We start from the raw sequence: 22222 nt of genomic DNA, 5'->3' as shown, positions 1-22222 counted from the left end.
ACCACGGAGGTCCCGCCCTTCGTCATGTGCACAGGGGAGGGGGTCCCCCTTCGCCATTGCCTACAGTGGCCCCGTGAATGAAGACACCTGGCTCGTCGTCGGCCTCGGCAATCCCGGTCCGAAGTACGCGGGCAACCGCCACAACGTCGGCGCCATGGTCATCGACGCGCTGGCCGAGCGGTCCGGCGTGCGGCTGCGGGCGCACAAGGCGGGCGCCGCCGCGGAGACCATCCGGGTCGGTGGACCCGGCGGTGCCCGCGCGGTCATCGCGGTGCCGCACTCGTACATGAACGTCTCCGGCGGGCCGACCAAGGGGCTGGCGAGCTTCTTCTCCGTGCCCCCCGAGCGCACGATCGTCATCCACGACGAGCTGGACATCCCCTTCGGCGAGGTGCGCCTCAAGCGCGGCGGCGGCGAAGGGGGGCACAACGGTCTGCGCTCGATCTCCAGCTCCTTCGGGACGAAGGACTACCTGCGGGTGCGGGTGGGGATCGACCGACCGCCGGGTCGCATGGACGCGGCGGCCTACGTGCTCAAGGACTTCTCGTCCACGGAGCGCAAGGAGCTGCCCTTCCTGCTCGACGACGCCGCGGACGCGGTCGAGCTCGTCGTCGACAAGGGACTGACCGACGCCCAGCAGGTCGTGCACGCACCGCGTCCCTGACGCGCGTCAGCCCTGGTTCCTCAGCGCGGCCAGGCGCGCCTCGATCTCCGCGTCCTGGCTGTGGTCCTCGAGCTCGGCGAACTGGTCGTCGAGGGAGACGGACTGGGCCTCGGCGCGGCCCTGCACCATCGCCTCCTGCTCACGGATCTGCTGCTCGAAGCGACCGAGATCGCTCGTGGGGTCCATGACGTCGAGTGACCCGACGGCCTCCTGGACCGTGGCCTGGGCCTCGGCCGAGCGGGCCCGGGCCACGAGCGCGGAGCGACGGGACTTCAGGTCCTCCAGCTTGGTCTTCATGGAGACCAGGCCGGACTTCAGCTGCTCGACCTGCGCGTTCTGGTTCGCGATGCGCGGCTCGGCCTCCTTCACCTCGTTCTCGTGGGTGATCTGGCGCTTCAGGGCGACCTTGGCGAGGTTGGTGAACTTCTCGGCGCCGGCGGAGTCACCGGCGGCGGCGAGCTCCTCCGCCTTGCCGGCGGCAGCGCCGGCCTTGCGGCCCCACTCGGTGGCGGCGTCCTGGTCGCTCTCGAGGTCGCTCTCGGCCATGCGCACGTGGGCGATCGTCTGGGCCACGGCCTCCTCGGCCTCGGCGATGGAGTTGCTGTAGTCCCGGACGAGCTGGTCGAGCATCTTCTCCGGGTCCTCGGCGCGGTCGAGCAGGGAGTTGATGTTCGCCTTGGCGAGCTGGCTGACGCGGCCGAGGATGGTCTGCTTCTGGGTCATCGTGCATTCCTCCTGGCGGTGGGACCGCCGGTCGTGGTGCGTGCTGGTCGAGTCGGGTACGGGTCGGTGTCGGTCACGGGGAGGGTCCTGCCGGCGTCGTCACTCAGAAGCGCCCACCTCCGCCGAAACCGCCGCCCCCGCCTCCACCACCGAAGCCGCCCCCGAAACCACCGGAGGAACCGCCCCAGCCCCCGCCACGTCCGCCGAAGCCGCCGGTGAGGATGCCGCCGAGGACGAGCGAACCGACGTCGATGCCACCGCGGCGTCCGCCGTGTCCACCGCCGTAACCACCACCCCGGTTGTCCCAGGGACCTCGCTGGGAGCGCACGGCCTGCAGGGCCCGGTCGGCGAGCCTCTCGGCGCGGGAGAGCTGGTCGGCGGCGAGGTCGTGGTCCCGCGCTCGTGCGGCCTCGGCCTGGTGCAGGAGACGGTTCGCCTCGCGCAGGTCCGCGCGCGGCTCGCGGCCGACCTGACCGCGGTGGCTGTTCAGCTCGCTCTCCGCGCTCGCGAGGCGGTCGCGCACGTGCTGGAAGCGACGGTCGAGGAGCCGGGCCCGCTCGCTCGCGCGCTCGGCGTCCTCGCGGTAGCGCAGGAGGGCGTTGTCCAGGTAGTGCTCGGCACGCTCCAGGGCGGACAGCGCGCCGAGGACGTCGCCGCCGCGTCGTGCCCCGGTCCCGACCTCGACGGCGTGCTCGGCCTCGCCGACGGCCGCGACGGTGACCTGGTCGTTGGCCCCCAGTCGTTGCGCGTCCGCGAGGTCGGAGCTGATCGAGGCGAGGGCCTCGTCGAGGGCGGACACGGCATCGTCGAGCGTGGCCCGGGCGGTGAGGACGAACTCCAGGCGGGAGTCGGCCTTGCCCAGGGCGTCCTCCGCGGCGCGGGCCGCCGCGACGGCCGAGGGTCGGTCGTCGGCGGTGACGTGGTCCTCGCCCGTGGCGACGAAACCCTCGGCGGAGTCGATGAGCGTCCGGGCGCGCTCGAGGTTCTCGGTGAGCGTCGTCAACGACTCGCGGGGGTGGGTGGCCGCGAGTCCGGCGAGCTCCTGCTGGGCGACCGGGACCCGGTCGGTGACCTCCGAGATGCGGGTGCGCAAGGACGCGAGGAACTGGGGGACCGTGGCCTCGAGATCGCGCAGCCGGGTGAACTCCTCCTCCTGGGCGTCCAGCTCGGCGTCCGCCGCCCGGGTCAGCTCGAGGACCTCGCTCAGCCGGGAACGCTCATCGGCCTCCTGCAGCCGTCCGGCGCCCCGGGCGACGTCGAGCTCCTGCTGGATCCGGAAGGCCTCGTCCGCCTTCGCCCGGGCGGCCTCGAGCGCCACGGTGAACTGCCGGGTCGCCTGCTGGCCGAACTGCGCCTCGGCGAAGGCCAGCTCGTCACCGGAGGCGCGGATCGCGTTGTCCAGGTCGACGAGCGCGGAGGAGACGTCCCGGCGCATCTGGTCGGTGCCCACCCCGGCCATCACCGGTGGGGACGTGCCGGTCCCGGCCGCGGACGACTTCTTGCGCAGGGACAGCAGGAGCGGGATCGCGATCCCGATGACGAAGACCCCGCCGACGACGAGGTAGAAGATCGTCGAGAAGCTCGGCCCGCCCCCGTCGCCCAGGCCCTCCGCGGCGGCGGACACGGCCCCGTCCCAGTCCTCGTCCGCCAGCGCGGGCTCGACGTGGTCGGTCTGCACGTCGGAGAGCTGGTCCGCGTCGAGGCCCGAGTCCTCGGTCGTCCACATGCCGTAGCGCCGGTCCTCGACGGCGACCGCGAGCAGCACGTCGTTGCTGCCCATCCCGGAGGTCTCGTAGGTCTCGCGCGTCCACGACTCCGGGCTCTCGCCGTCGAAGGAGTCGACGTAGACGACGAAGAGCTGCAGGTCGTGCTCCTGCGCGAGGTCATCGAGCTCGGACTGCAGGGCGTCGGGGTCCTCGAGGACGTCGGCCCGGTCGGTGATCTGCTCGGGGAGGTCGAAGGGGGCTTCCCCCGGCGCCCCGGCGGCGGGCGCCGAGCCGAAGCACGCGAGACCGATCGCCGCCACGGCGCCGGCGAGCAGGCGGGCTGGTCGTCGAGCTCGGCTGGTCGTCGCCACGTGGCCCCCTGCTCCGTGTCTGCCGATCGGGTGGTCGTGGGTCGTACGTTGCCACACCGCGGGCCACCGGTGGAGGTGGGGCACCCCGGCCGTGGACCCGGCGGAAACCGGCGGTTCGGGCTGTCACCGGGATGCGGCAGAATCGGAGCCAGAATGACTTCCTCACTTGCCCCGCTCCTGAGCGCGATCGCCGGCCTGCCCGGTCTCGCGGACATCCCCCGACACCGCGCCGAGAGCGATCAGGTCGACGTCGTCGCCCCGACCGGGCTGAGGGCGCCGACGGTCGCGACGATCGGGGGCGCCGTCCCGGGGGAGGCCCCCCGGCTGGTCATCACCTCCACCGCCCGTGAGGCGGATGACCTCACCACGGCGCTCAGCGAGCTCGTCGACCCGGAGCTCATCGCGACCTTCCCCAGCTGGGAGACGCTGCCGCACGAGCGGCTCAGCCCCCGCAGCGACACCGTCGGTCGACGCCTGGCGGTGCTCCGTCGGCTGGCGCACCCCGAGGAGCAGGGGGCCGGGCACGGCCCGCTCGGGTACGTCATCGCCTCCGTCCGCGCCGTCCTCCAGCCCCTGGCCAAGGGGCTCGGTGACCTCCAGCCGGTCGGCCTGCGGGTCGGGGACGAGCGGGCCCTGACCGAGATCACCGAGGCGCTCGCCGCGGCGGCCTACGTGCGCACCGACCTCGTCGAGCGCCGCGGGGAGTTCGCGGTGCGCGGTGGCATCCTCGACGTCTTCCCGCCGACGGAGGAGCACCCGCTGCGGGTGGAGTTCTTCGGTGACACCGTCGACGAGATCCGCTGGTTCAAGGTCGCCGACCAGCGCAGCCTCGAGCCGGCCGAGGTCCTGTGGGCCCCGCCCTGCCGGGAGGTCCTGCTCACCGATGCGGTCCGTCAGCGCGCGGCCACGCTGGCCGGGGAGCTGCCCGGCGTCGCCGACCTGCTCCTCAAGGTCGCGGAGGGGATCGCGGTCGAGGGCATGGAGTCCCTCACCCCCGCGCTCGTCGACGGGATGGAGTCGATCCTCGACGTGCTGCCGAAGCAGGCGGGTGTCGTCGTCATCGACCACGAGCGGGTCCGGGCCCGCGCGCACGACCTCGTCTCCACCAGCGAGGAGTTCCTCCAGGCGAGCTGGGCCAATGCCGCCGCGGGCAATGTCGTGCCCATCGACCTCGAAGGGGTCCTCGGCACCGCCTCCCACTGGACGCTCGCCCAGGCCCGCGAGCACGCGCTCGACCTCGGCCTGCCGTGGTGGAGCCTGACCCCCTTCGCCGTGGATACCGAGCTCGCCGCCATCTCCTCAGATCTGGACGACCGCGTCGCCCACGACCACGTCGGGCTGCGGGTGCCGGCCCAGGAGCCGCCGCACTTCCGCGGCAACACCGAGGCCGCCGTCGCCCAGCTGGCCGAGTGGACCACCGCGGGCTGGCGGGTGCTCGTCGCCACCGACGGCCCCGGGCTCGTCGCCCGGGTCGCCGAGGTGCTGCGCGGCGCCGACGTGCCCACCCGGGTCGCCGGCGAGGAGGACGCCGCCGAGCTGGAGGAGGGCATCGTCGTGGTCACCCGGGCGAGCCTGGGGACCGGCTTCGTCGCGGCCGACCACCGGCTCGCCGTGCTCACCGAGGCCGACCTCCTCGGCTCCAGCGGGGCCGGGGCCAGCACCCGTGACATGCGGCGGATGCCCTCGCGACGTCGCAAGCAGGTCGACCCCCTCCAGCTGCGCCCGGGCGACCACGTCGTCCACGAGCAGCACGGTGTCGGCTCCTTCGTCGAGATGATCCAGCGCACCGTGCAGGGCGCCACCCGGGAGTACCTCGTCATCGAGTACGCCCCCTCGCGCCGTGGGCACCCGGGGGACCGGCTCTTCGTCCCGAGCGACCAGCTCGACCAGGTGACGCGCTACGTCGGCGGCGACGCCCCCGCGCTGAACAAGATGGGCGGCAGCGACTGGCAGAAGACGAAGTCGCGCGCCAAGCGGCACGTCCGGCAGATCGCGGGCGAGCTCATCCGCCTCTACAGCGCACGGATGGCGACCCCGGGGCACACCTTCGGGCCGGACACCCCTTGGCAGCGCGAGCTCGAGGACGCCTTCGCGCACGTCGAGACCCCGGACCAGCTGAGCACCATCGACGAGGTCAAGGTCGACATGGAGAAGTCCTTCCCCATGGACCGGCTCATCTGCGGCGACGTCGGCTACGGCAAGACCGAGATCGCGGTCCGAGCGGCCTTCAAGGCGATCCAGGACGGCAAGCAGGTCGCCGCGCTCGTCCCGACGACCCTGCTCGTGCAGCAGCACCTCAACACCTTCTCCGAGCGGTACGCCGGCTACCCGGTGACGGTCAAGGCCCTCAGCCGCTTCCAGACCGATGCCCAGGCGAAGGAGGTCCTCGAGGGGCTGACCTCCGGTGCCGTCGACCTCGTCATCGGCACCCACCGCATCCTCGGCACCGAGGTGAAGTTCAAGGACCTCGGCCTGGTGATCATCGACGAGGAGCAGCGCTTCGGCGTGGAGCACAAGGAGCAGCTGAAGGCCCTGCGCACCAACGTCGACGTGCTCGCGATGTCGGCCACGCCGATCCCGCGCACCCTCGAGATGGCCGTGACCGGCATCCGCGAGATGTCCACGCTCGCCACACCGCCGGAGGAGCGCCACCCGGTGCTGACCTTCGTCGGTCCCTACGAGGAGAAGCAGGTCTCGGCGGCCATCCACCGTGAGCTGATGCGCGAGGGGCAGGTCTTCTTCGTCCACAACAACGTCAGCACCATCGAGCGCACGGCCGCGCGGATCCGGGAGCTCGTCCCCGACGCCCGGGTCGAGACCGCCCACGGCAAGATGGGCGAGCAGCGTCTCGAGCAGGTCGTCCTCGACTTCTGGGAGCGGCGCTTCGACGTCCTGGTGTGCACGACGATCGTCGAGACCGGCCTGGACATCTCCAACGCCAACACGCTGATCCTCGACCGCGCGGACCGCTTCGGACTGAGCCAGCTGCACCAGCTGCGCGGTCGCGTGGGCCGCGGACGAGAGCGCGCCTACGCCTACTTCCTCTACCCCCCGGACAAGCCGCTGACCGAGACGGCGCACGACCGGCTGCAGACGATCGCGAGCAACACCGACCTGGGCTCCGGCATGCAGGTCGCGATGAAGGACCTCGAGATCCGCGGCGCCGGCAACCTCCTCGGCGGCGAGCAGTCGGGTCACATCGCCGGGGTCGGCTTCGACCTCTACGTGCGGATGGTCGGCGATGCCGTGGCCGACTTCAAGGGCGAAGGGGAGGCCACCCCCGCCGAGGTGAAGATCGAGCTGCCCGTGGACGCCCACCTGCCGCACGAGTACGTCCCGGGGGAGCGCCTGCGTCTCGAGGCCTACAAGAAGCTCGCCTCCGCCGACTCCGAGGAGGACCTCACCGAGATCCTGGAGGAGCTCACCGACCGCTACGGCGAGCCCCCGGAGCCGGTGCGCAACCTCGTCGCCGTCGCCCGGCTACGGATCGTCGTGCGCGCCGCCGGCCTCACCGATGTCGTCGCCCAGGGGCAGAACGTGCGCTTCGCCCCCGCCCAGCTCAAGGAGAGCCAGCAGCTGCGTCTGTCGCGGCTCTACCCCAGGTCGACCTACAAGGAGGGCACCCAGACGGTGCTCGTCCCGAAGCCCATGACCGCCCGGATCGGGGGCAGCCCCCTTCGCGACACGGAGGTGCTGCAGTGGGCCACCGACCTGATCAACCAAGTCATGCTCGACAATGTCATCGTGGACGCTGGGGCACGCCCGCCCCGCGACACCTCGCGCTCCCGCTGAGGATCGTCAAAGAAAGGACCAGCCCGTGCCCGGCAGCAGACAACGACGTGCCTCCCGGATCGCCGCCCTCGTGATCGGGGGCGCCCTCACGCTCTCCGCCTGCGGATCATCCGGCGAAGGGGAGTCCACCGGCTCGGGTGCCACCGCCGCGGTCGTCGAGGGGGAGACGATCACCGTCGGCGAGGTCCAGCAGAGCAGTCGTGAGGTGGCCCAGATCATCCGCGCTCAGGCCGCGGGCAGCGGCCAGCAGCCGCAGGAACTCGGTCCCGACACGCTCCTGTCCAGCCTCGTGCAGGTCGACACGATCCTCGCCTACGCGCAGGAGGAGGACATCCCCCTTCCCTCGGACGCCGCGATCGAGAAGCAACTGGCTGACGTCGTCGCCTCGCCGTCGAAGCGCACGATCGACTTCTTCCGGGCCAACGCGGTCTACTCCCAGCTCGACCAGCAGCAGCAGCAGGAGATCGCGCAGCAGGTCCAGGGGCAGGACGTCACCTTCAGCCCGCGCTATGCGAGCGTCAGCGGTGAGGGGCCGAACTGGCTGGAGCAGGCGGACGACCAGGCGCCCCTCGAGGCGCCCTGACCGTGCCCCGACTCATCCTGCTGGCCTCGAGCCCGCGGGTACCGGCGGGGTTGCTCAGCCGGGACGCGTGGCGCGCCCTCGACGCCGCTGACCGGGTGCTGGCTGCCGCTGCCGACGAGCCGCTGCCGCTGGCGCTCGCCGACGACGGGGTCACGGTCACGACCCTGGACGAGCGCACCGCGCACGAGCGGGCCCGGGTGCTCGTCACTGCCGCGCTCGAGCGGGAGACGGTGTGGATCGGCGCCGCCGACGGTGATCCCGGCCTCAGCGATGCCATCGCCTCGGAGGTCTCCCGCCTCGAGGAGGCACCCGAGGTCGAGGTGCTCATCGGCTCCTGGGACGTCGAGGGTGGCCGGTTGCTGGATGCCGTCGCCGTCATGGACCGGTTGCGCGCACCGGGTGGGTGCCCCTGGGTGGCGGCGCAGGACCACGAGAGCCTGGCCCCCTTCGTCCTCGAGGAGGCGCAGGAGGTCCACGAGGCGCTCGCCGCCGTCATCGCGGCCCCCGACGACCCGCGGGTGCGGGCGGAGCTGACCGATGAGCTCGGGGACCTGCTCTTCCAGGTGCTCTTCCACGCCCGGGTCGCCGCCGACGACGCGGACGCTCCCTTCGACGTGGACGACGTCGCCGCCGCCCTCGTCGACAAGCTGGTGCGCCGCAACCCGCACGTCTTCGGTGACGCGAGCGCCGAGACCCTCGAGGAGATCGAGGCGCAGTGGCAGGCGATCAAGGCGCTGGAGAAGGCCTCGGCCCGCGCCGGGGACCGCTGACACCGCATCTGCCCAGGCAGGTGCGCACGGGGTTCGCATCTGCCTAGGCAGATGCGCAGGGGGTTGGCATTTGCCTAGGCAGGTGCGCGGGGGAGTTGGCATTTGCCTAGGCAGATGCGAAGGGGGGCGGGCGTGCTCCCGTGGTGGGTCGCTCGATGGTCTCGCCCCCCGGAGCCGTTAGGCTCGGGCCGACGTACTTCCCGAGTCATCGAGCACCATCTAGGAGTGGGCAGTGGCCAGCATCGAGGCAGTAGGCGCGCGCGAGATCCTCGACTCGCGCGGCAACCCGACCGTCGAGGTCGAGATCGCGCTGGACGACGGCACGATCGCGCGCGCGGCCGTCCCCAGCGGCGCCTCCACCGGCGCCTTCGAGGCCGTGGAGCGTCGCGACGGCGACGCGAACCGCTACCTCGGCAAGGGCGTCGAGGACGCGGTGCGCGCGGTCGAGGACGACCTCATGCCACGCGTGGTCGGCTTCGAGGCCAGCGAGCAGCGCCTCATCGACGCCGAGATGCTCGCGCTCGACGGCACGGACAACAAGGGCACGATCGGGGCGAATGCCATCCTCGGCGTCTCGCTCGCCGTCGCCAAGGCGGCCGCGGAGTCGGCGGGCCTGCCCCTCTTCCGCTACCTCGGTGGCCCCAACGCCCACGTCCTGCCCGTGCCGATGATGAACATCCTCAACGGTGGCTCCCACGCCGACTCCAATGTCGACATCCAGGAGTTCATGATCGCGCCGATCGGCGCGCCCTCCTTCCGGGAGTCGCTGCGGTGGGGCGCGGAGGTCTACCACGCGCTCAAGGCGGTCCTCAAGGACAAGGGCCTGTCGACCGGCCTCGGTGACGAGGGTGGCTTCGCGCCGAACCTCGCCAGCAACCGAGAGGCGCTCGACCTGATCGTCGATGCGATCACGAAGGCCGGGTACACCCCGGGCACGGACATCGCGCTCGCGCTCGACGTCGCGGCCAGCGAGTTCCACAGCAGCGCGGGCAAGGGCTCCTACCTGTTCGAGGGCAAGAAGCGCAGCGCGAAGCAGATGGCGGAGTACTACGGCAAGCTCGTCGACGCCTACCCGCTCGTCTCCATCGAGGACCCGCTCCACGAGGACGACTGGAAGGGGTGGCAGGAGCTGACCACTCAGCTCGGTCACCGGGTCCAGCTCGTGGGTGACGACCTCTTCGTCACCAACCCCCAGCGGTTGGCGCGCGGCATCGCTGATGGCGCCGCGAACGCCCTGCTCGTGAAGGTCAACCAGATCGGCTCGCTCACCGAGACGATGGACGCGGTCGACCTGGCCCACCGGGGCGGCTTCCGCTCGATGATGAGCCACCGCTCCGGCGAGACCGAGGACGTGACCATCGCCGACCTCGCGGTCGCGACGAACTGCGGCCAGATCAAGGCGGGTGCTCCGGCACGATCCGAGCGCGTGGCCAAGTACAACCAGCTCCTGCGCATCGAGGAGGAGCTCGACGACGCCGCGATCTACGCCGGTGCGGGCGCCTTTCCCCGGTTCACGGGCTGACTCCACCCATGGCCACCACGCCGCGTCGTCGCCCCGCACGCTCCAGTGCGAAGGGCGGCACGCGCCGACCCCCGACACGGCCCGGTTCGGCCGCGCGCACCCCGCGTGGCCGGACCCGGCCGTCGACGGGCGGTGAGAAGCGCCGTGCCCTGATGACGACGCGACGCTGGGTGGCCCTGGGCTCCGTCATGGCCCTGTTGGCGCTGATGCTCGTGCCGACCGGCAAGTCCTGGTACGACCAGCGACAGCGCCTCGGTGAGCTGCACGAGCAGGTCACCGCCCAGGAGGCCGATGTCTCGCAGCTCGAGCGCGAGCGAGAGCTGTGGGAGACGGATGAGTACGTCGAGGCCCAGGCCCGCAAGCGGCTGAAGTTCGTCAAGCCGGGGGAGAAGACCTACACGGTGATCGACCCGGACGCGATGGCGCCGGACATCGACCCGCAGACCGGCACGGTCGAGGCGAAGAACAACCAGCCCTGGTACGAGCAGATGGCCTCGTCGGTCCAGACCGCCGACGACCCCGCGGGCGACCAGTGACCCTCGACGAGCGGGGCAACGACCTCGATCGTGTCGACCCCGACGACCTGGCGACCATCCACGGGCAGCTCGGGCGCCCGGCGCGCAGCGCGGTCGACATCGCCCACCGCTGTCCCTGCGGCGGGCCCACCGTCGTGCGGACCGCGCCGCGACTCCCGGGAGGGACCCCCTTCCCCACATCCTTCTATGCGACCTGTCCGCGGCTGACGGGGGCCATCTCGACACTCGAGTCGAGTGGGCTCATGGCCCGGATGTCGCAGCGCCTGACGCAGGACGAGGATCTCCGCGCGCGCCACCGAGCCGCGCACGAGGACTACCTGCGGCGCCGTGGCGAGCTCGGCGACGTCCCCGAGATCGAGGGGATCTCCGCCGGCGGCATGCCGACGCGTGTGAAGTGCCTCCATGTTCTCGTGGCACACTCCTTGGCTGCTGGTCCCGGGGTCAACCCCCTCGGCGACGAGGCACTCGACCTGCTGCCCGAGTGGTGGCACACCAGCCCGTGCACGAGCACGGACGAAGGGAGCGACCAATGAGAGTCGCAGCAATCGACTGTGGGACGAACTCGATCCGTCTCCTCATCGCGGACCACGACGCAGAGACCGACGTCCTCACCGACGTCGAGCGCCGGATGGAGGTGGTTCGGCTCGGCCAAGGGGTCGACACCGCGGGCCGTCTCGACCCCCAGGCCCTCGCCCGGACCCTCGACATGTGCCGCGAGTACGCCGAGCAGTGCCGCCACCACGGGGTGCCAGCCGGCAACATCCGATTCGTCGCGACGTCCGCCTCCCGGGACGCGAGCAATGCCGACGAGTTCGTCGCCGGCGTCCAGGCAGCCTTCGGAGAGCTCGGCGTCACCCCGGAGGTCATCAGCGGTGCCGAGGAGGCGGCGCTGAGCTTCGCGGGGGCGACCCGTGGGCTGGCCGAAGCGGGCTTCGAGGGGCCCTACCTCGTCGCCGACATCGGTGGGGGGTCGACGGAGATCGTGCGCGGCACCCACGAGGTGGTGGCCGGCACCTCCCTGGACATCGGTTGCGTGCGCCTCACCGAGCGGCACCATCGGACGGACCCGCCGACCGAGGAGATCATCACCGCCGCGCGCTTCGACATCGCCGAGGCGCTCGACACGGCCGAGGCGGAGGTCGGCATCGGCGGGGTCAAGACCGTCATCGGGCTCGCCGGGTCGGTCACCACCGTCACGGCGCAGGCCCTGCACCTCACCTCCTACGACCGCAGCGCCATCCACCTGGCCCACGTCTCCGTCGACGAGATGCAGGAGGCCTGCGAGCGGCTGATCCTCAGCACCCGGGCCGAGCGTGCCGAGCAGCCCTTCATGCACCCGGGCCGCGTCGACGTCATCGGTGCCGGAGCCCTCATCTGGTACGAGATCCTCGAGCGGGCACGCGGGGCCAACGGCCCCGACCTCGTCGTCACCGCCTCAGAGCGCGACATCCTCGACGGGATCGCCCAGTCGGTCGTCAACCCCCGTCCGGTGGACGACGAGGAGACGGCCCGCTAGGCGGTGGCATCGCCTCGCCCCCGTGGCCCAACTGGCAGAGGCAGGCGCCTTAAAAGCGCCTTCGGTGCGGGTTCGAGTCCCGCCGGGGGCACCTCGCTCGTCGAGGCGCATCTGCTCTCGGTCGATGTGCCGGGGTGCGTCCCCACGCTCGCCGATACATCGACCCGGAGGGACGTCTCGGCGCGATCCGTGCCACGATGCTGAGATGCAGATTGCTGAGCACATCTCCGACCTGATCGGCCACACCCCGCTCGTCAGGCTCTCCTCCGTCGTCCCGCCCGGATCGGGCCTCGTGGCGGCCAAGGTCGAGTACCTCAACCCCGGCGGGAGCATCAAGGACCGCATCGCGAAGAAGATGATCGAGGCGGCCGAGGCCTCCGGTGAGCTCCAGCCCGGCGGCACGATCGTCGAGCCGACCTCCGGAAACACCGGCGTCGGCCTCGCCCTCTTCGCCCAGCGCAAGGGCTATCGCTGCATCTTCGTCTGCCCGGACAAGGTCGGCAAGGACAAGATCGACGTCCTGCGCGCCTACGGCGCCGAGGTCGTCGTCACCCCGACGTCGGTGCCCCCGGAGCACCCGGACAGCTACTACTCGGTCTCCGACCGGCTCGCCGCCGAGACACCCGGCGGCTGGAAGCCGGACCAGTACTTCAACCAGAACGGCCCCGCGAGCCACTACGAGACGACCGGCCCGGAGATCTGGGAGGCGACGAACGGCGAGGTCACCCACGTCGTCGCCGGCATCGGCACCGGTGGCACCATCACCGGCACCGGTCGCTACCTCAAGGAGATCTCCGAGGGGCGCGTGCAGATCATCGGTGCCGACCCCGAGGGCTCGGTCTACTCCGGTGGGAGCGGACGGCCGTACCTCGTCGAGGGTGTCGGTGAGGACATGTGGCCCGGTGCCTACGACCCGTCGGTCCCCGACGAGGTCATCGCCGTGAGCGACGACGAGTCCTTCGCCATGACCCGCCGCCTGGCCCTCGAGGAGGGTCTGCTCGTGGGCGGGTCGTGCGGCATGGCCGTGGTCGCGGCCCTCAAGGTCGCCGAGCGGGCCGGCCCGGACGCCGTCATCGTCGTGCTCCTGCCCGACGGCGGGCGTGGTTACCTGGCCAAGATCTTCGACGACGCGTGGATGGCCTCCTACGGTTTCCTGCCGAGCCGCGAAGGGAGCGAGGCCAGTGTCGGGGACGTGCTCCGCGGCAAGGGGGGCGAGCTGCCGGCGCTGGTGCACACGCACCCCAAGGAGACGATCCGTGAGGCGATCGACATCCTGCGCGAGTACGGCGTCTCCCAGATGCCGGTCGTCGGGGCCGAGCCCCCGGTCGTCATCGGCGAGGTCGCCGGTGCGGTCCACGAGCGCGACCTGCTCACCGCCGTCTTCGAGGGGCACGCCTCCCTCGCCGACCCGGTGAGCTCGCACATGGGCGCGAAGCTGCCCCAGATCGGTGCCAACGAGACCGTCTCGGCCGCGACCGATGCACTCGAGCACGCCGACGCCCTGCTGGTCGTCGAGGGCGGCAAGCCGGCGGGCGTCATCACCCGGCACGACCTGCTGGGCCATCTGTCCCACCGACCGAAGGGCTGATCATGGGCGAGCACAAGAGCGCGGCGGACGCCCGCGCGAGCCAGGGCTTCTCCACACGCGCGATCCACGCCGGCTACGAGCCGGACCCGTTGACCGGTGCGGTCAACGTCCCGATCTACGCCAGCTCCACCTTCGCCCAGGACGGCGTCGGTGGGCTGCGCGGCGGCTTCGAGTACGCCCGCACGGGCAACCCGACGCGGCAGGCCCTCGAGGCCAACGCCGCGTCGATCGAAGGGGGGACCCACGGTCGTGCCTTCGCCTCCGGGATGGCGGCGACGGACGCGATGCTGCGCACCGCCCTTCGTCCCGGGGACCACCTCGTCATCCCCGACGACGCCTACGGCGGCACCTTCCGCCTCATCGACAAGGTCTTCACCCACTGGGGGATCGAGTACACCCCGGCCCCGGTGACCGACGTCGACGCGATCCGCGCCGCGATCCGCCCCAACACCAAGCTCGTGTGGATCGAGACGCCGACCAACCCGTTGCTGAACATCGGTGACATCTCAGCCATCGTCGAGGTGGCCCACGCGGCCAAGGCGCAGCTGGTCGTCGACAACACCTTCGCCAGCCCCTACCTGCAGCAGCCGCTGGCGCTCGGTGCCGACGTCGTCCTGCACTCGAGCACGAAGTACCTCGGTGGTCACAGTGATGTCGTCGGCGGACTGCTCGTCACCGACGACGAGGAGACCGACGCCGGGATCGCCTTCCTGCAAAACGGTTCCGGCGGGGTGCCCGGCCCCTTCGACGCCTTCCTGACCTTGCGCGGGATCAAGACGCTGGGGGTACGGATGGAGCGGCACTGCGACAACGCCGAAGCCGTGGTCGACCTGCTGTCCTCTCGACCCGAGGTCTCTTCGGTGCTCTACCCGGGGCTGCCCGAGCACCCCGGGCATGCGGCGGCCGCGAAACAGATGAGCCGCTTCGGTGGGATGCTCTCGGTGCGCATGGCCGGTGGACGCGCTGCGGCCGAGCAGCTGTGCGCCCGCGCGGAGGTCTTCACTCTCGCCGAGTCGCTCGGAGGCATCGAGTCGCTGATCGAGCACCCCGGTGCCATGACCCACGCCTCGACGGCCGGGTCGATGCTCGAGGTGCCGGACGACCTCGTGCGCCTGTCGGTCGGCATCGAGGACGCGGCGGACCTCATCGCCGACCTCGAGCAGGCGATCGACGGACTCACCGACTGAGCGGCCCCGTACGCCGGCCGGACGTTCTGTGGATGGCCACTGCGTCCTTCCCCGCTTCGCCCCGTAGGCTGTGCTCGACACAGAGCGCGGCCGCAGGTCGCCCCAGTCCCAGGGAGGACCATCCACATGAGCAACCCGATCCTCAACCGGGTCGAGAAGGATGCGCAGCGCGGCTATGCCGGGTTCCGCGACTCCGGCATGTCGAACCACCAGCAGGGCTACGCGCCCCAGGCGGGGTACGGACAGCCCCAGGGCCGTGCGCCCCAGCAGGGCCACGGCCAACCCCAGCAGTACGGCCAGCAGGGGTACGGTCAGCCGCAGCCCGGGTTCGGTCAACCCGGTCCGGTCGGCGGCCTCGGCGGCGATGGCGGCGGAGGCCGCGCGGTCACCCTCGATGACGTCCTCATGCGCACCGGTGCGCTCTTCGCCGTGATGCTCGTCGTCGCGGCCGTTGGCTGGACGCTGGCGGCGATGGCCCCCGCGATCGGCGGCATGATGATGATGGTCGGCCTCGTCGGCACCATCGGCATGAGCCTGTTCGTGATGTTCCGGCGCAAGCCGATCGGCGCGGCCCTCGCGGTCGTCTACGCCGGGGTCGAGGGCCTTCTCGTCGGCCCGATCAGCTCCTTCTACCACCAGAACTTCGACCCCGCCGGCGGCAGTGTCTTCGAGTCCATCGTCACCCAGGCGATCCTTGCCACGATCTGCGTCTTCGGCTCGATGCTCGTGCTCTACAGCACCGGCGTGATCAAGGTGAACCAGAAGTTCCGGGCGATCATGGGCATGGCGATCATGGGGTACTTCATCTTCTCGATGATCAACCTCGGCTACATGCTGTTCTTCGACGGCTCGCCCTTCGGCTTCGGCGGGACCGGCTTGATGGGCATCGGCATCTCCGTCTTCGGCACCGGTCTGGCGGCGCTGACCCTGGCGATCGACTTCGACGACATCAACCTCGCGATCAAGACCGGCGCACCGGCGAGCTACTCCTGGCACCTGGCCATCGGCCTGCTCGTCACTCTCGTCTGGCTGTACCTCGAGCTGCTGCGCCTGCTGGCGCGTCTCCGCTCGGATTGATCCCACCCGACGTCGAGAGCGAGCTCGGCCGCGCGGTCCGGCGGTGGCAGCAGCTGCCCCTGGACCGCGCGGCCGACGCGCACCCGCAGGTGCATGCGCTGCTGGCCGACCTCGCGGGGGAGGCCGTGCCCGATCTCGGCCCGGCGGTCGTCATGGACCAGTTGCGCGTCGTCGTCTTCGATGCCTGCGCCGGCGAAGGGAGCCCCCCGCACCTCGCGGAGCGGCTCGCCGCCCTCCGCCTGCGTTGGAGCGAGGACCGCACGTCCTGAGACCGGGGTGCCGGGTCAGACGTCGGTGACCTGGTGCTCACCTCGGCGTCGAAGCATCGCCCACGGCCCGCGTGGGCCGGCCCGGTGTCCCTTGAGCTCGGCCGGAGCGACCTCGGTGCCGGGGGAGAAGACCGCACGCTCGGCGGCATCGTCGAGCGCCCCGATGCCCTCGCCGCGGCTCGGCTCCGGCTCGGTGTCGCTCTTCGCGTCCTCCGGCCAGGCGTTGACCTCGGCCGCCACCGTCGGCAGCAGGGCGGACGCGACCCGCGCGTAGCCCGCGGCGGAGGGGTGGAAGCGGTCTTGGCTGAACATCACCGACGGGCTCGCCGCGAACTCGGGACCGAGCAGGTCACCGATGGAGACGGTGCGGGCACCGGCCTCGACGGCGGTGACGGTCTGCGCGGCGGCGAGCTCCCGGCTCCACTGGCGCAACAGCCTGTTCAGGGGGAAGGGGACAGGCTCGACCGTGCCGAGGTCCGGACAGGTGCCGACCACGACCGGGATGTCGAGGGTGCGCAGGTACCGCACGGTGCGCTGGAGGTGCTTGACCGAGACCGACCGGTCGATGCGGTGGGTGACGTCGTTGGCTCCGACGAGGATGACGGCGACGTCGGCGTGATCGATGCGGGCGAGGGCACGCGAGAGCTGGATGTTCAGGTCCGAGGACTCGGCGCCGACGACGGCCTCGTTGGTCAGCTCGACCGGGCGTCCCATGATCGCGGCGAGCCCGCTGGCGAGGATCGCGCCGATCGTCTGGTACCGGTTGTCCGCGCCCATCCCGGCGGCGGTGGAGTCGCCGAGGACGAGGAGTCGCACGGGGTCCCCGGGGGCCGCGCCGTAGACCCCGTCGTCGTCGGGGGCCCCGTCGAAGGGGTTGCCGACGATCCGGCGGGTGATCTTGGCCTCGGCCTGGATGAGTCCGTACCCCAGGCCCGCGGCGGTGACTCCGGCCAGTGCCGTTCCTGCAGCGCCAGCGAGGGCACGTCCGGCCACCTTGCCCAGCTCAGCCATGGCTCTCCTCGACGTCAGGGGACTGCGTGACCCAACCTTGTCATCCCTGAGGGACAATGCCAACGAGCAGGCAACGACCCTGTGCCGCCGGCACACTCGTCGCGCAAACCGTTGGCCGACCAGAGGACGACATGACCGACTACCCCACGCTCTTCAGCCCGCTGGACCTGGGCTTCACGACCCTGCGCAACCGCACGATCATGGGATCGATGCACACGGGGCTCGAGGACAAGGCCCGCGACTTCGAGCGGCTGGCCGCGTTCTACGCGGAGCGGGCGAAGGGCGGTGCCGGGCTCATCGTCACCGGAGGCTTCGCGCCGAACCGCCAGGGCAGCCTGTACCCCTTCGCCTCGAAGCTGACCACCGAGCGGGAGGCGCGTCACCACCGGCAGATCACCGACGCCGTCCACGCCGAAGGCGGCAAGATCGCGCTGCAGATCCTCCACGCCGGTCGCTACGCGTACCACCCGTTCTCCGTCTCGGCGTCGAAGACCAAGGCGCCGATCAACCCCTTCACCGCGCGGGCCCTGAGCGAGAAGGGCGTTCGCCGCCAGATCAGGTCCTTCGCCCGGGCAGCGGAGCTGGCGCGCTCCGCCGGCTACGACGGTGTCGAGGTCATGGGCTCCGAGGGGTACTTCATCAACCAGTTCCTCGCGCCGCGCACCAACACGCGCGCCGACGGCTGGGGTGGCACCCCGGCCAACCGGCGGCGCATCGCCACGGAGATCGTGCGTTCGGTCCGCGCGGCCGTCGGCGAGGACTTCATCCTCGTCTACCGCCTGTCGATCCTCGACCTCGTCGAGGGTGGTCAGACCTGGGAGGAGATCCTGGCCCTGGCCACGGAGATCGAGGCCGCCGGGGCGACGATCATCTCGACCGGCATCGGGTGGCACGAGGCGCGCGTCCCCACGATCGTCACGTCCGTCCCGAGGAAGGCCTTCACCGAGGTCGCCGAGCGGCTGCGCCCGCACGTCAACGTGCCCGTCGTCACGAGCAACCGGATCAACATGCCCGACCAAGCGGAGCAGGCGCTCGCCGAGGGCCAGGCCGACCTCGTCCAGATGGCCCGCCCGTGGCTGGCCGACCCGGAGTGGGGGACGAAGGCACAGGCGGGGAACAGCGAGCAGATCAACACCTGCATCGCCTGCAACCAGGCCTGTCTCGACCACACCTTCCAGCGCACGGTCGCCTCGTGCCTGGTCAACCCGCGGGCCGGTCACGAGACCGAGCTGGTCCTCTCCCCGACGGCACGCCGCAAGCGGGTGGCCGTCGTCGGCGCCGGCCCGGCCGGGCTGTCCGCGGCGGTGTCCGCGGCCGAGCGTGGCCACGAGGTCGAGCTCTTCGAGGCGGGGGAGGACATCGGTGGCCAGTTCGCCCTCGCGATGCGCATCCCCGGCAAGGAGGAGTTCGCCGAGACCATCCGCTACTTCCGTGGTGAGCTCGAGCGTCGCGGTGTCACCGTGCACCTGGGCCGTCGCGCCGGGGTGCACGACCTCGAGACCTTCAACGAGGTCGTCCTGGCCACCGGCGTGACCCCCCGCGTCCCAGCGATCGAGGGGATCGATCACCCCATGGTCGCCACGTACCCGGAGGCCGTGCTCGGCACCCGCGACATCGGGGAGCGGGTCGCCGTCATCGGCGCCGGCGGGATCGGTGTGGACGTCACCGAGCTGCTCACGACCGTCGACTCACCCACCCTCGACATCAAGGAGTGGATGGACGAGTGGGGCGTCGACCCGACCTCGGCGGAGCGCGGCGGTCTCAAGGAGGCCCACCCGCAGCTGTCGCCGCGCACCGTCTACCTCGTCCAGCGCAAGGAGACGAAGATCGGCAAGGGGCTGGGCAAGACCACCGGCTGGGTGCACCGGGCGGCCATCAGGGCGAAGGGCGTGCACCAGATCACCGGCGCGTCCTACGAACGCATCGACGACGAGGGCCTGCACATCACCGTCGACGGCACGCTGCGGACCCTCGCCGTGGACAACGTCGTGGTCTGCACCGGGCAGGAGTCGGTGCGCGACCTCGTCGAGCCGTTGCAGGCGAAGGGGGTCGATGTGCACGTCATCGGCGGCGCGGACGTGGCGGCCGAGCTCGATGCCAAGCGCGCGATCCGCCAGGGCACCGAGCTGGCCACGGCCCTGTGAGGGTGGGCCCGGCCCGGGCACCATGACCCCGCTCCACGGGTGCGCCGGCGCGGTGGAGCCGCCACACTGGGGTGTCATGAGCGTGCCGTCCCACGAGAGCTGGATCGACAAGCAGATCCGGGAGGCGACCGAGCGCGGCGAGTTCGACAACCTGCCGGGCGCAGGCAAGCCGCTGCGCGGCGTGGACAACCCGGACCCGGACTGGTGGGTCAAGGGGATGATCGCCCGCGAGGGCCTGGATGCCTCCGACGCGATGCCGCCCGTCCTGCAGCTGCGACGCGAGGCGGCCGGCTACCCCGAGTCGCTCGCCGACGAGGCCTCCGAGGCCAACGTCCGCGAGCTCCTGAGGGACTACAACGCGCGCGTCATCGACGAGCGCCGTCGCCCCAGCCTGGGCCCCGTCTCCCGACCGGTCGCGCCGATCCTCGACGTCGAGGAGATCGTCGAGGGGTGGCGGGCCCTGCGCGTGGCGCGTACCCCGCGACCTCTCGACGAGGCGCCTGACCCCCCTTCGCCCCGTCCGTGGTGGCGCCGGTGGCTCGGACGCTGACCAGGAGCTACTGCGGTGGCGCGATGTCCTGCTGGGCGGGGACCTCGTCCTGGCGCAGGATCCCGACCTGGCAGGTCAGGCCGTTCGGGCCGTGGTTGCAGTAGCCGCCGGGGTTCGTGTGGAGGTACTGCTGGTGGTAGTCCTCGGCGTACCAGAACTGGCCGACCTCGCTCGCGGGGCGCATCTCGGTCGTGATCTGCGGCAGGTCATGCTGCGCCAGCTCCTCACCGAAGGCCGCGGCGGTCGCCTCGACGGCGGCCCGCTGGTCCTCGGTGGTCCAGTAGATCGCCGAGCGGTACTGGGTGCCGACATCATTGCCCTGCCGGTTCGCGGTCGTCGGGTCGTGGTTCTCCCAGAAGGCCTTGAGCAGCAGCTCGGGACGGGTGCGCGTCGGGTCGTAGGCGACGAGCACGCTCTCGGTGTGACCGGTGAGACCGGTGCACGTCTCCTCGTACGTCGGGTGCGGCGTGAAACCGCCCATGTACCCGGCGGCGGTCGCGACGACCCCCTCGAGCTGCCAGAAGATCCGCTCGGCGCCCCAGAAGCACCCCATGGCGACGTAGAGCACCTCGGTGCCCTCCGGCCACGGGCCTTCGAGCGGGGTGTCGAGGACCGCGTGGCGCTCCGGGAGGCGGAAGGGTCGCTCACCCCGACCGGACAACGCGGTGTCGGCGGTGGGCATGGGCGGGATCTGGCGGTGACCGAACATGCTCCCATTGTCTCAGGTGGGGAGTACTCCCCATTGGGCCGATCGGTTGCGCTCTCTAGGGTGGGCCCCACCGGGAGGAAGGCGGGAGATGAGCGGGAAGGTCACCCACGGCGCGGACGTCGAGGAGCTCGATGACATCGCCGTCGCTCTGCGACGGCAGGTGGCGCGGATCTGCGACGTCGGAGGTCGTGGTGCTGCCCAGCTGGAGAGGCTGCGCGCCCTGTGGGACGGGCCGGACTTCGAGAAGTTCGCCAAGGAGTGGCACGCCGCCCACCGGAGCATCGACGAGGCCGAGTCCGCGCTGCGGACCTACAGCCGCACCCTGGCGGCCGAGTCGGAGCAGCAGCGCCAGTCATCGCACCTCGGGTCCGTTCCGCCCGTCGCCAGCGCGGCGCCGACCGCGCACGCGGCCGTCGCCGCGCCCGGTGAGGACGCGCAGCAGGAGGCGTGGGGCCGGGTCGAGCAGCTGCGTCACGGCGTGACGGGCCTGACCGTCGACTCCTCGCAGGGGCCGGTGCTCCTCGCCTCGCCGCACGGGATGCTCATCACCGACCGCCTCATGCCCACCCTTCCGGACCTGCCGGGCCTGGAGGTGATCGGTGCCGACGAGCCCGGTCAGGGGCCGACCGCCTTCGAGCGGCTGGGCGCCGCGGACGCCGCGACCTCGACACCCGCAGAGAGCGCCCGCTCCGGGGCGCCGGCACAGATCCCCACCGGGGACGGCTCCCACGTCACCACGGCCGCGGACTCCGCCGGACAGCGCAGTGTCGCCTTCGACCCGCGGGGCCTGGCCGCGCGGACCGACTGGGCGGACTCCTCCTCGGTGGGCGGCTGGCTGGGGCTCGATGGGCCCGGCCCCAGGCCGTGGACCCGCGGTTGACCCCCCGCACGCCATGACGAAGGGCCGGGTGCCGCTGGAAGCGGTGCCCGGCCCTTCGTCGTCGGTCGATCAGGCGGAGTAGGGCTTCGCCGAGAGGACCTTGACCTCGATGATCTTGCCGGTGGGGGCCTCGTAGGTGGCGGTGTCGCCGACCTTCTTGCCGTGGATGGCCGCTCCCATGGGCGACTGCTCCGAGAAGACGTCGATGCTGTCGTCGCCGTCCGCGATCTCGCGCGAGCCGAGGAGGAAGGTCTCCTTGTCGCCGAACATCTCGACGGAGACGACCATGCCGGGCTCGACGATGCCGTCGTCCGGCGGGGCCTCGCCGACCGTGGCGGTCTGGAGGATCTGGTTGAGCTGGCGGATGCGGGCCTCCATCTTGCCCTGCTCCTCCTTGGCGGCGTGGTAGCCGCCGTTCTCCTTGAGGTCACCCTCTTCGCGGGCGGCCTCGATACGCTTGGCGATCTCGACTCGACCCGGGCCCGAGAGCTCGCGCAGCTCGGCCTGCAGTCGGTCGAACGCCTCCTGTGTCAGGTAGGTCGCGGTGGGCGCGGACTGGGTCACGGGGTACTCCTTGCGTTCGGGGCCGCAGGGACTGTGGCGTGCGTCCCCACGGATGATCAC

General features: G+C 71.4%; 20 protein-coding genes and 1 tRNA gene. 16 read left to right on the top strand and 5 right to left on the bottom strand.

Going from position 1 to position 22222, the window contains the following annotated elements:
- The first annotated feature begins 73 nt into the window (after positions 1–73).
- Positions 74–664 carry an aminoacyl-tRNA hydrolase gene (gene pth / locus ACR9E9_RS15670; RefSeq protein ID WP_435200110.1) on the top strand — a complete coding sequence of 197 codons (591 nt, stop codon included), beginning with the start codon at positions 74–76 and terminating at the stop codon, positions 662–664.
- A 6-nt stretch (positions 665–670) separates the two neighbouring features.
- Here the strand turns inward: pth and ACR9E9_RS15665 are convergent, their stop codons facing one another.
- Together ACR9E9_RS15665 and ACR9E9_RS15660 are read right to left on the bottom strand one after the other, a co-directional pair.
- Positions 671–1387, bottom strand: a complete 717-nt coding sequence (locus tag ACR9E9_RS15665) for a PspA/IM30 family protein (protein ID WP_435200108.1) — start codon at positions 1385–1387, stop codon at positions 671–673.
- Positions 1388–1490: 103 nt separating this feature from the next.
- Entirely contained in the window at positions 1491–3464 is a 1974-nt protein-coding gene (locus tag ACR9E9_RS15660) for a TPM domain-containing protein (RefSeq protein ID WP_435200106.1), read from the bottom strand.
- Between the two features lie 153 nt (positions 3465–3617).
- On the opposite strand from ACR9E9_RS15660, the gene mfd reads away from it, so the two are divergent.
- From mfd to ACR9E9_RS15600, 12 genes are all read left to right on the top strand, one after another.
- On the top strand, positions 3618–7256 hold the full coding sequence (gene mfd, locus ACR9E9_RS15655; RefSeq protein ID WP_435200104.1) for a transcription-repair coupling factor: 3639 nt from the start codon (positions 3618–3620) through the stop codon (positions 7254–7256).
- Between the two features lie 25 nt (positions 7257–7281).
- The gene (locus tag ACR9E9_RS15650) at positions 7282–7839 is read left to right on the top strand and encodes a SurA N-terminal domain-containing protein (RefSeq protein WP_435200102.1); all 558 of its coding nucleotides are present in this window, start codon (positions 7282–7284) and stop codon (positions 7837–7839) included.
- A 2-nt stretch (positions 7840–7841) separates the two neighbouring features.
- A complete protein-coding gene (locus ACR9E9_RS15645) occupies positions 7842–8609 on the top strand; it encodes a MazG nucleotide pyrophosphohydrolase domain-containing protein (protein ID WP_435200100.1) in 768 nt (255 codons plus the stop codon).
- Positions 8610–8841: 232 nt separating this feature from the next.
- Complete coding sequence (gene eno, locus ACR9E9_RS15640; RefSeq protein ID WP_435200098.1) at positions 8842–10131, top strand: phosphopyruvate hydratase; 1290 nt, start codon at positions 8842–8844, stop codon at positions 10129–10131.
- A gap of 152 nt (positions 10132–10283) precedes the next feature.
- On the top strand, positions 10284–10667 hold the full coding sequence (locus tag ACR9E9_RS15635) for an FtsB family cell division protein (RefSeq protein WP_435200096.1): 384 nt from the start codon (positions 10284–10286) through the stop codon (positions 10665–10667).
- Complete coding sequence (locus ACR9E9_RS15630; RefSeq protein ID WP_435200094.1) at positions 10664–11200, top strand: DUF501 domain-containing protein; 537 nt, start codon at positions 10664–10666, stop codon at positions 11198–11200. Before ACR9E9_RS15635 ends, ACR9E9_RS15630 begins: the two co-directional genes overlap by 4 nt.
- Complete coding sequence (locus tag ACR9E9_RS15625) at positions 11197–12183, top strand: Ppx/GppA phosphatase family protein (RefSeq protein WP_435200092.1); 987 nt, start codon at positions 11197–11199, stop codon at positions 12181–12183. The genes ACR9E9_RS15630 and ACR9E9_RS15625 overlap by 4 nt, the downstream gene beginning before the upstream one ends.
- 16 nt (positions 12184–12199) lie before the next feature.
- Positions 12200–12274: transfer RNA gene (locus ACR9E9_RS15620), tRNA-Leu, on the top strand.
- Between the two features lie 114 nt (positions 12275–12388).
- Positions 12389–13771 carry a cystathionine beta-synthase gene (locus tag ACR9E9_RS15615; protein WP_435200090.1) on the top strand — a complete coding sequence of 461 codons (1383 nt, stop codon included), beginning with the start codon at positions 12389–12391 and terminating at the stop codon, positions 13769–13771.
- 2 nt (positions 13772–13773) lie between these two features.
- Positions 13774–14958: a cystathionine gamma-synthase gene (locus ACR9E9_RS15610; protein WP_435200088.1), complete on the top strand. Its 1185-nt coding sequence runs from the start codon at positions 13774–13776 to the stop codon at positions 14956–14958.
- A gap of 126 nt (positions 14959–15084) precedes the next feature.
- Entirely contained in the window at positions 15085–16035 is a 951-nt protein-coding gene (locus ACR9E9_RS15605) for a Bax inhibitor-1/YccA family protein (RefSeq protein WP_435200086.1), read from the top strand.
- Positions 16032–16304, top strand: a complete 273-nt coding sequence (locus ACR9E9_RS15600) for a hypothetical protein (RefSeq protein WP_435200084.1) — start codon at positions 16032–16034, stop codon at positions 16302–16304. The genes ACR9E9_RS15605 and ACR9E9_RS15600 overlap by 4 nt, the downstream gene beginning before the upstream one ends.
- Before the next feature lie 15 nt (positions 16305–16319).
- Here the strand turns inward: ACR9E9_RS15600 and ACR9E9_RS15595 are convergent, their stop codons facing one another.
- Positions 16320–17315: an SGNH/GDSL hydrolase family protein gene (locus ACR9E9_RS15595; RefSeq protein WP_435200082.1), complete on the bottom strand. Its 996-nt coding sequence runs from the start codon at positions 17313–17315 to the stop codon at positions 16320–16322.
- A 131-nt stretch (positions 17316–17446) separates the two neighbouring features.
- Between ACR9E9_RS15595 and ACR9E9_RS15590 the strand changes: the two genes are divergently transcribed.
- Positions 17447–19459, top strand: coding sequence for an FAD-dependent oxidoreductase (locus tag ACR9E9_RS15590; protein ID WP_435200080.1), 2013 nt, complete (start codon positions 17447–17449; stop codon positions 19457–19459).
- Between the two features lie 76 nt (positions 19460–19535).
- Positions 19536–20009: a DUF1992 domain-containing protein gene (locus ACR9E9_RS15585; protein WP_435200078.1), complete on the top strand. Its 474-nt coding sequence runs from the start codon at positions 19536–19538 to the stop codon at positions 20007–20009.
- A gap of 7 nt (positions 20010–20016) precedes the next feature.
- Here ACR9E9_RS15585 and msrA read toward each other — a convergent pair whose 3' ends face one another.
- Positions 20017–20718 carry a peptide-methionine (S)-S-oxide reductase MsrA gene (gene msrA / locus ACR9E9_RS15580; RefSeq protein WP_435200076.1) on the bottom strand — a complete coding sequence of 234 codons (702 nt, stop codon included), beginning with the start codon at positions 20716–20718 and terminating at the stop codon, positions 20017–20019.
- A gap of 88 nt (positions 20719–20806) precedes the next feature.
- Between msrA and ACR9E9_RS15575 the strand changes: the two genes are divergently transcribed.
- Positions 20807–21598: a WXG100 family type VII secretion target gene (locus ACR9E9_RS15575; RefSeq protein ID WP_435200074.1), complete on the top strand. Its 792-nt coding sequence runs from the start codon at positions 20807–20809 to the stop codon at positions 21596–21598.
- Between the two features lie 69 nt (positions 21599–21667).
- Here ACR9E9_RS15575 and greA read toward each other — a convergent pair whose 3' ends face one another.
- Complete coding sequence (gene greA / locus ACR9E9_RS15570) at positions 21668–22162, bottom strand: transcription elongation factor GreA (protein ID WP_435200072.1); 495 nt, start codon at positions 22160–22162, stop codon at positions 21668–21670.
- Positions 22163–22222 lie beyond the last annotated feature (60 nt).

The sequence above is a fragment of the Janibacter sp. GS2 genome (assembly GCF_051200835.1).
Taxonomy (GTDB): Bacteria; Actinomycetota; Actinomycetes; order Actinomycetales; family Dermatophilaceae; genus Janibacter.
This window is presented reverse-complemented; position numbering and strand designations above follow the sequence as displayed.

Excerpts from the sequence above, each read along its gene's own strand:
- ACR9E9_RS15665 (WP_435200108.1), bottom strand. The coding sequence starts at position 1,387 with ATGACCCAGAAGCAGACCATCCTCGGCCGCGTCAGCCAGCTCGCCAAG.
- mfd (WP_435200104.1), top strand. The coding sequence starts at position 3,618 with ATGACTTCCTCACTTGCCCCGCTCCTGAGCGCGATCGCCGGCCTGCCC.
- ACR9E9_RS15635 (WP_435200096.1), top strand. The coding sequence starts at position 10,284 with ATGACGACGCGACGCTGGGTGGCCCTGGGCTCCGTCATGGCCCTGTTG.
- ACR9E9_RS15625 (WP_435200092.1), top strand. The coding sequence starts at position 11,197 with ATGAGAGTCGCAGCAATCGACTGTGGGACGAACTCGATCCGTCTCCTC.
- ACR9E9_RS15615 (WP_435200090.1), top strand. The coding sequence starts at position 12,389 with ATGCAGATTGCTGAGCACATCTCCGACCTGATCGGCCACACCCCGCTC.
- ACR9E9_RS15610 (WP_435200088.1), top strand. The coding sequence starts at position 13,774 with ATGGGCGAGCACAAGAGCGCGGCGGACGCCCGCGCGAGCCAGGGCTTC.
- ACR9E9_RS15605 (WP_435200086.1), top strand. The coding sequence starts at position 15,085 with ATGAGCAACCCGATCCTCAACCGGGTCGAGAAGGATGCGCAGCGCGGC.
- ACR9E9_RS15595 (WP_435200082.1), bottom strand. The coding sequence starts at position 17,315 with ATGGCTGAGCTGGGCAAGGTGGCCGGACGTGCCCTCGCTGGCGCTGCA.
- ACR9E9_RS15590 (WP_435200080.1), top strand. The coding sequence starts at position 17,447 with ATGACCGACTACCCCACGCTCTTCAGCCCGCTGGACCTGGGCTTCACG.
- ACR9E9_RS15585 (WP_435200078.1), top strand. The coding sequence starts at position 19,536 with ATGAGCGTGCCGTCCCACGAGAGCTGGATCGACAAGCAGATCCGGGAG.
- msrA (WP_435200076.1), bottom strand. The coding sequence starts at position 20,718 with ATGTTCGGTCACCGCCAGATCCCGCCCATGCCCACCGCCGACACCGCG.
- ACR9E9_RS15575 (WP_435200074.1), top strand. The coding sequence starts at position 20,807 with ATGAGCGGGAAGGTCACCCACGGCGCGGACGTCGAGGAGCTCGATGAC.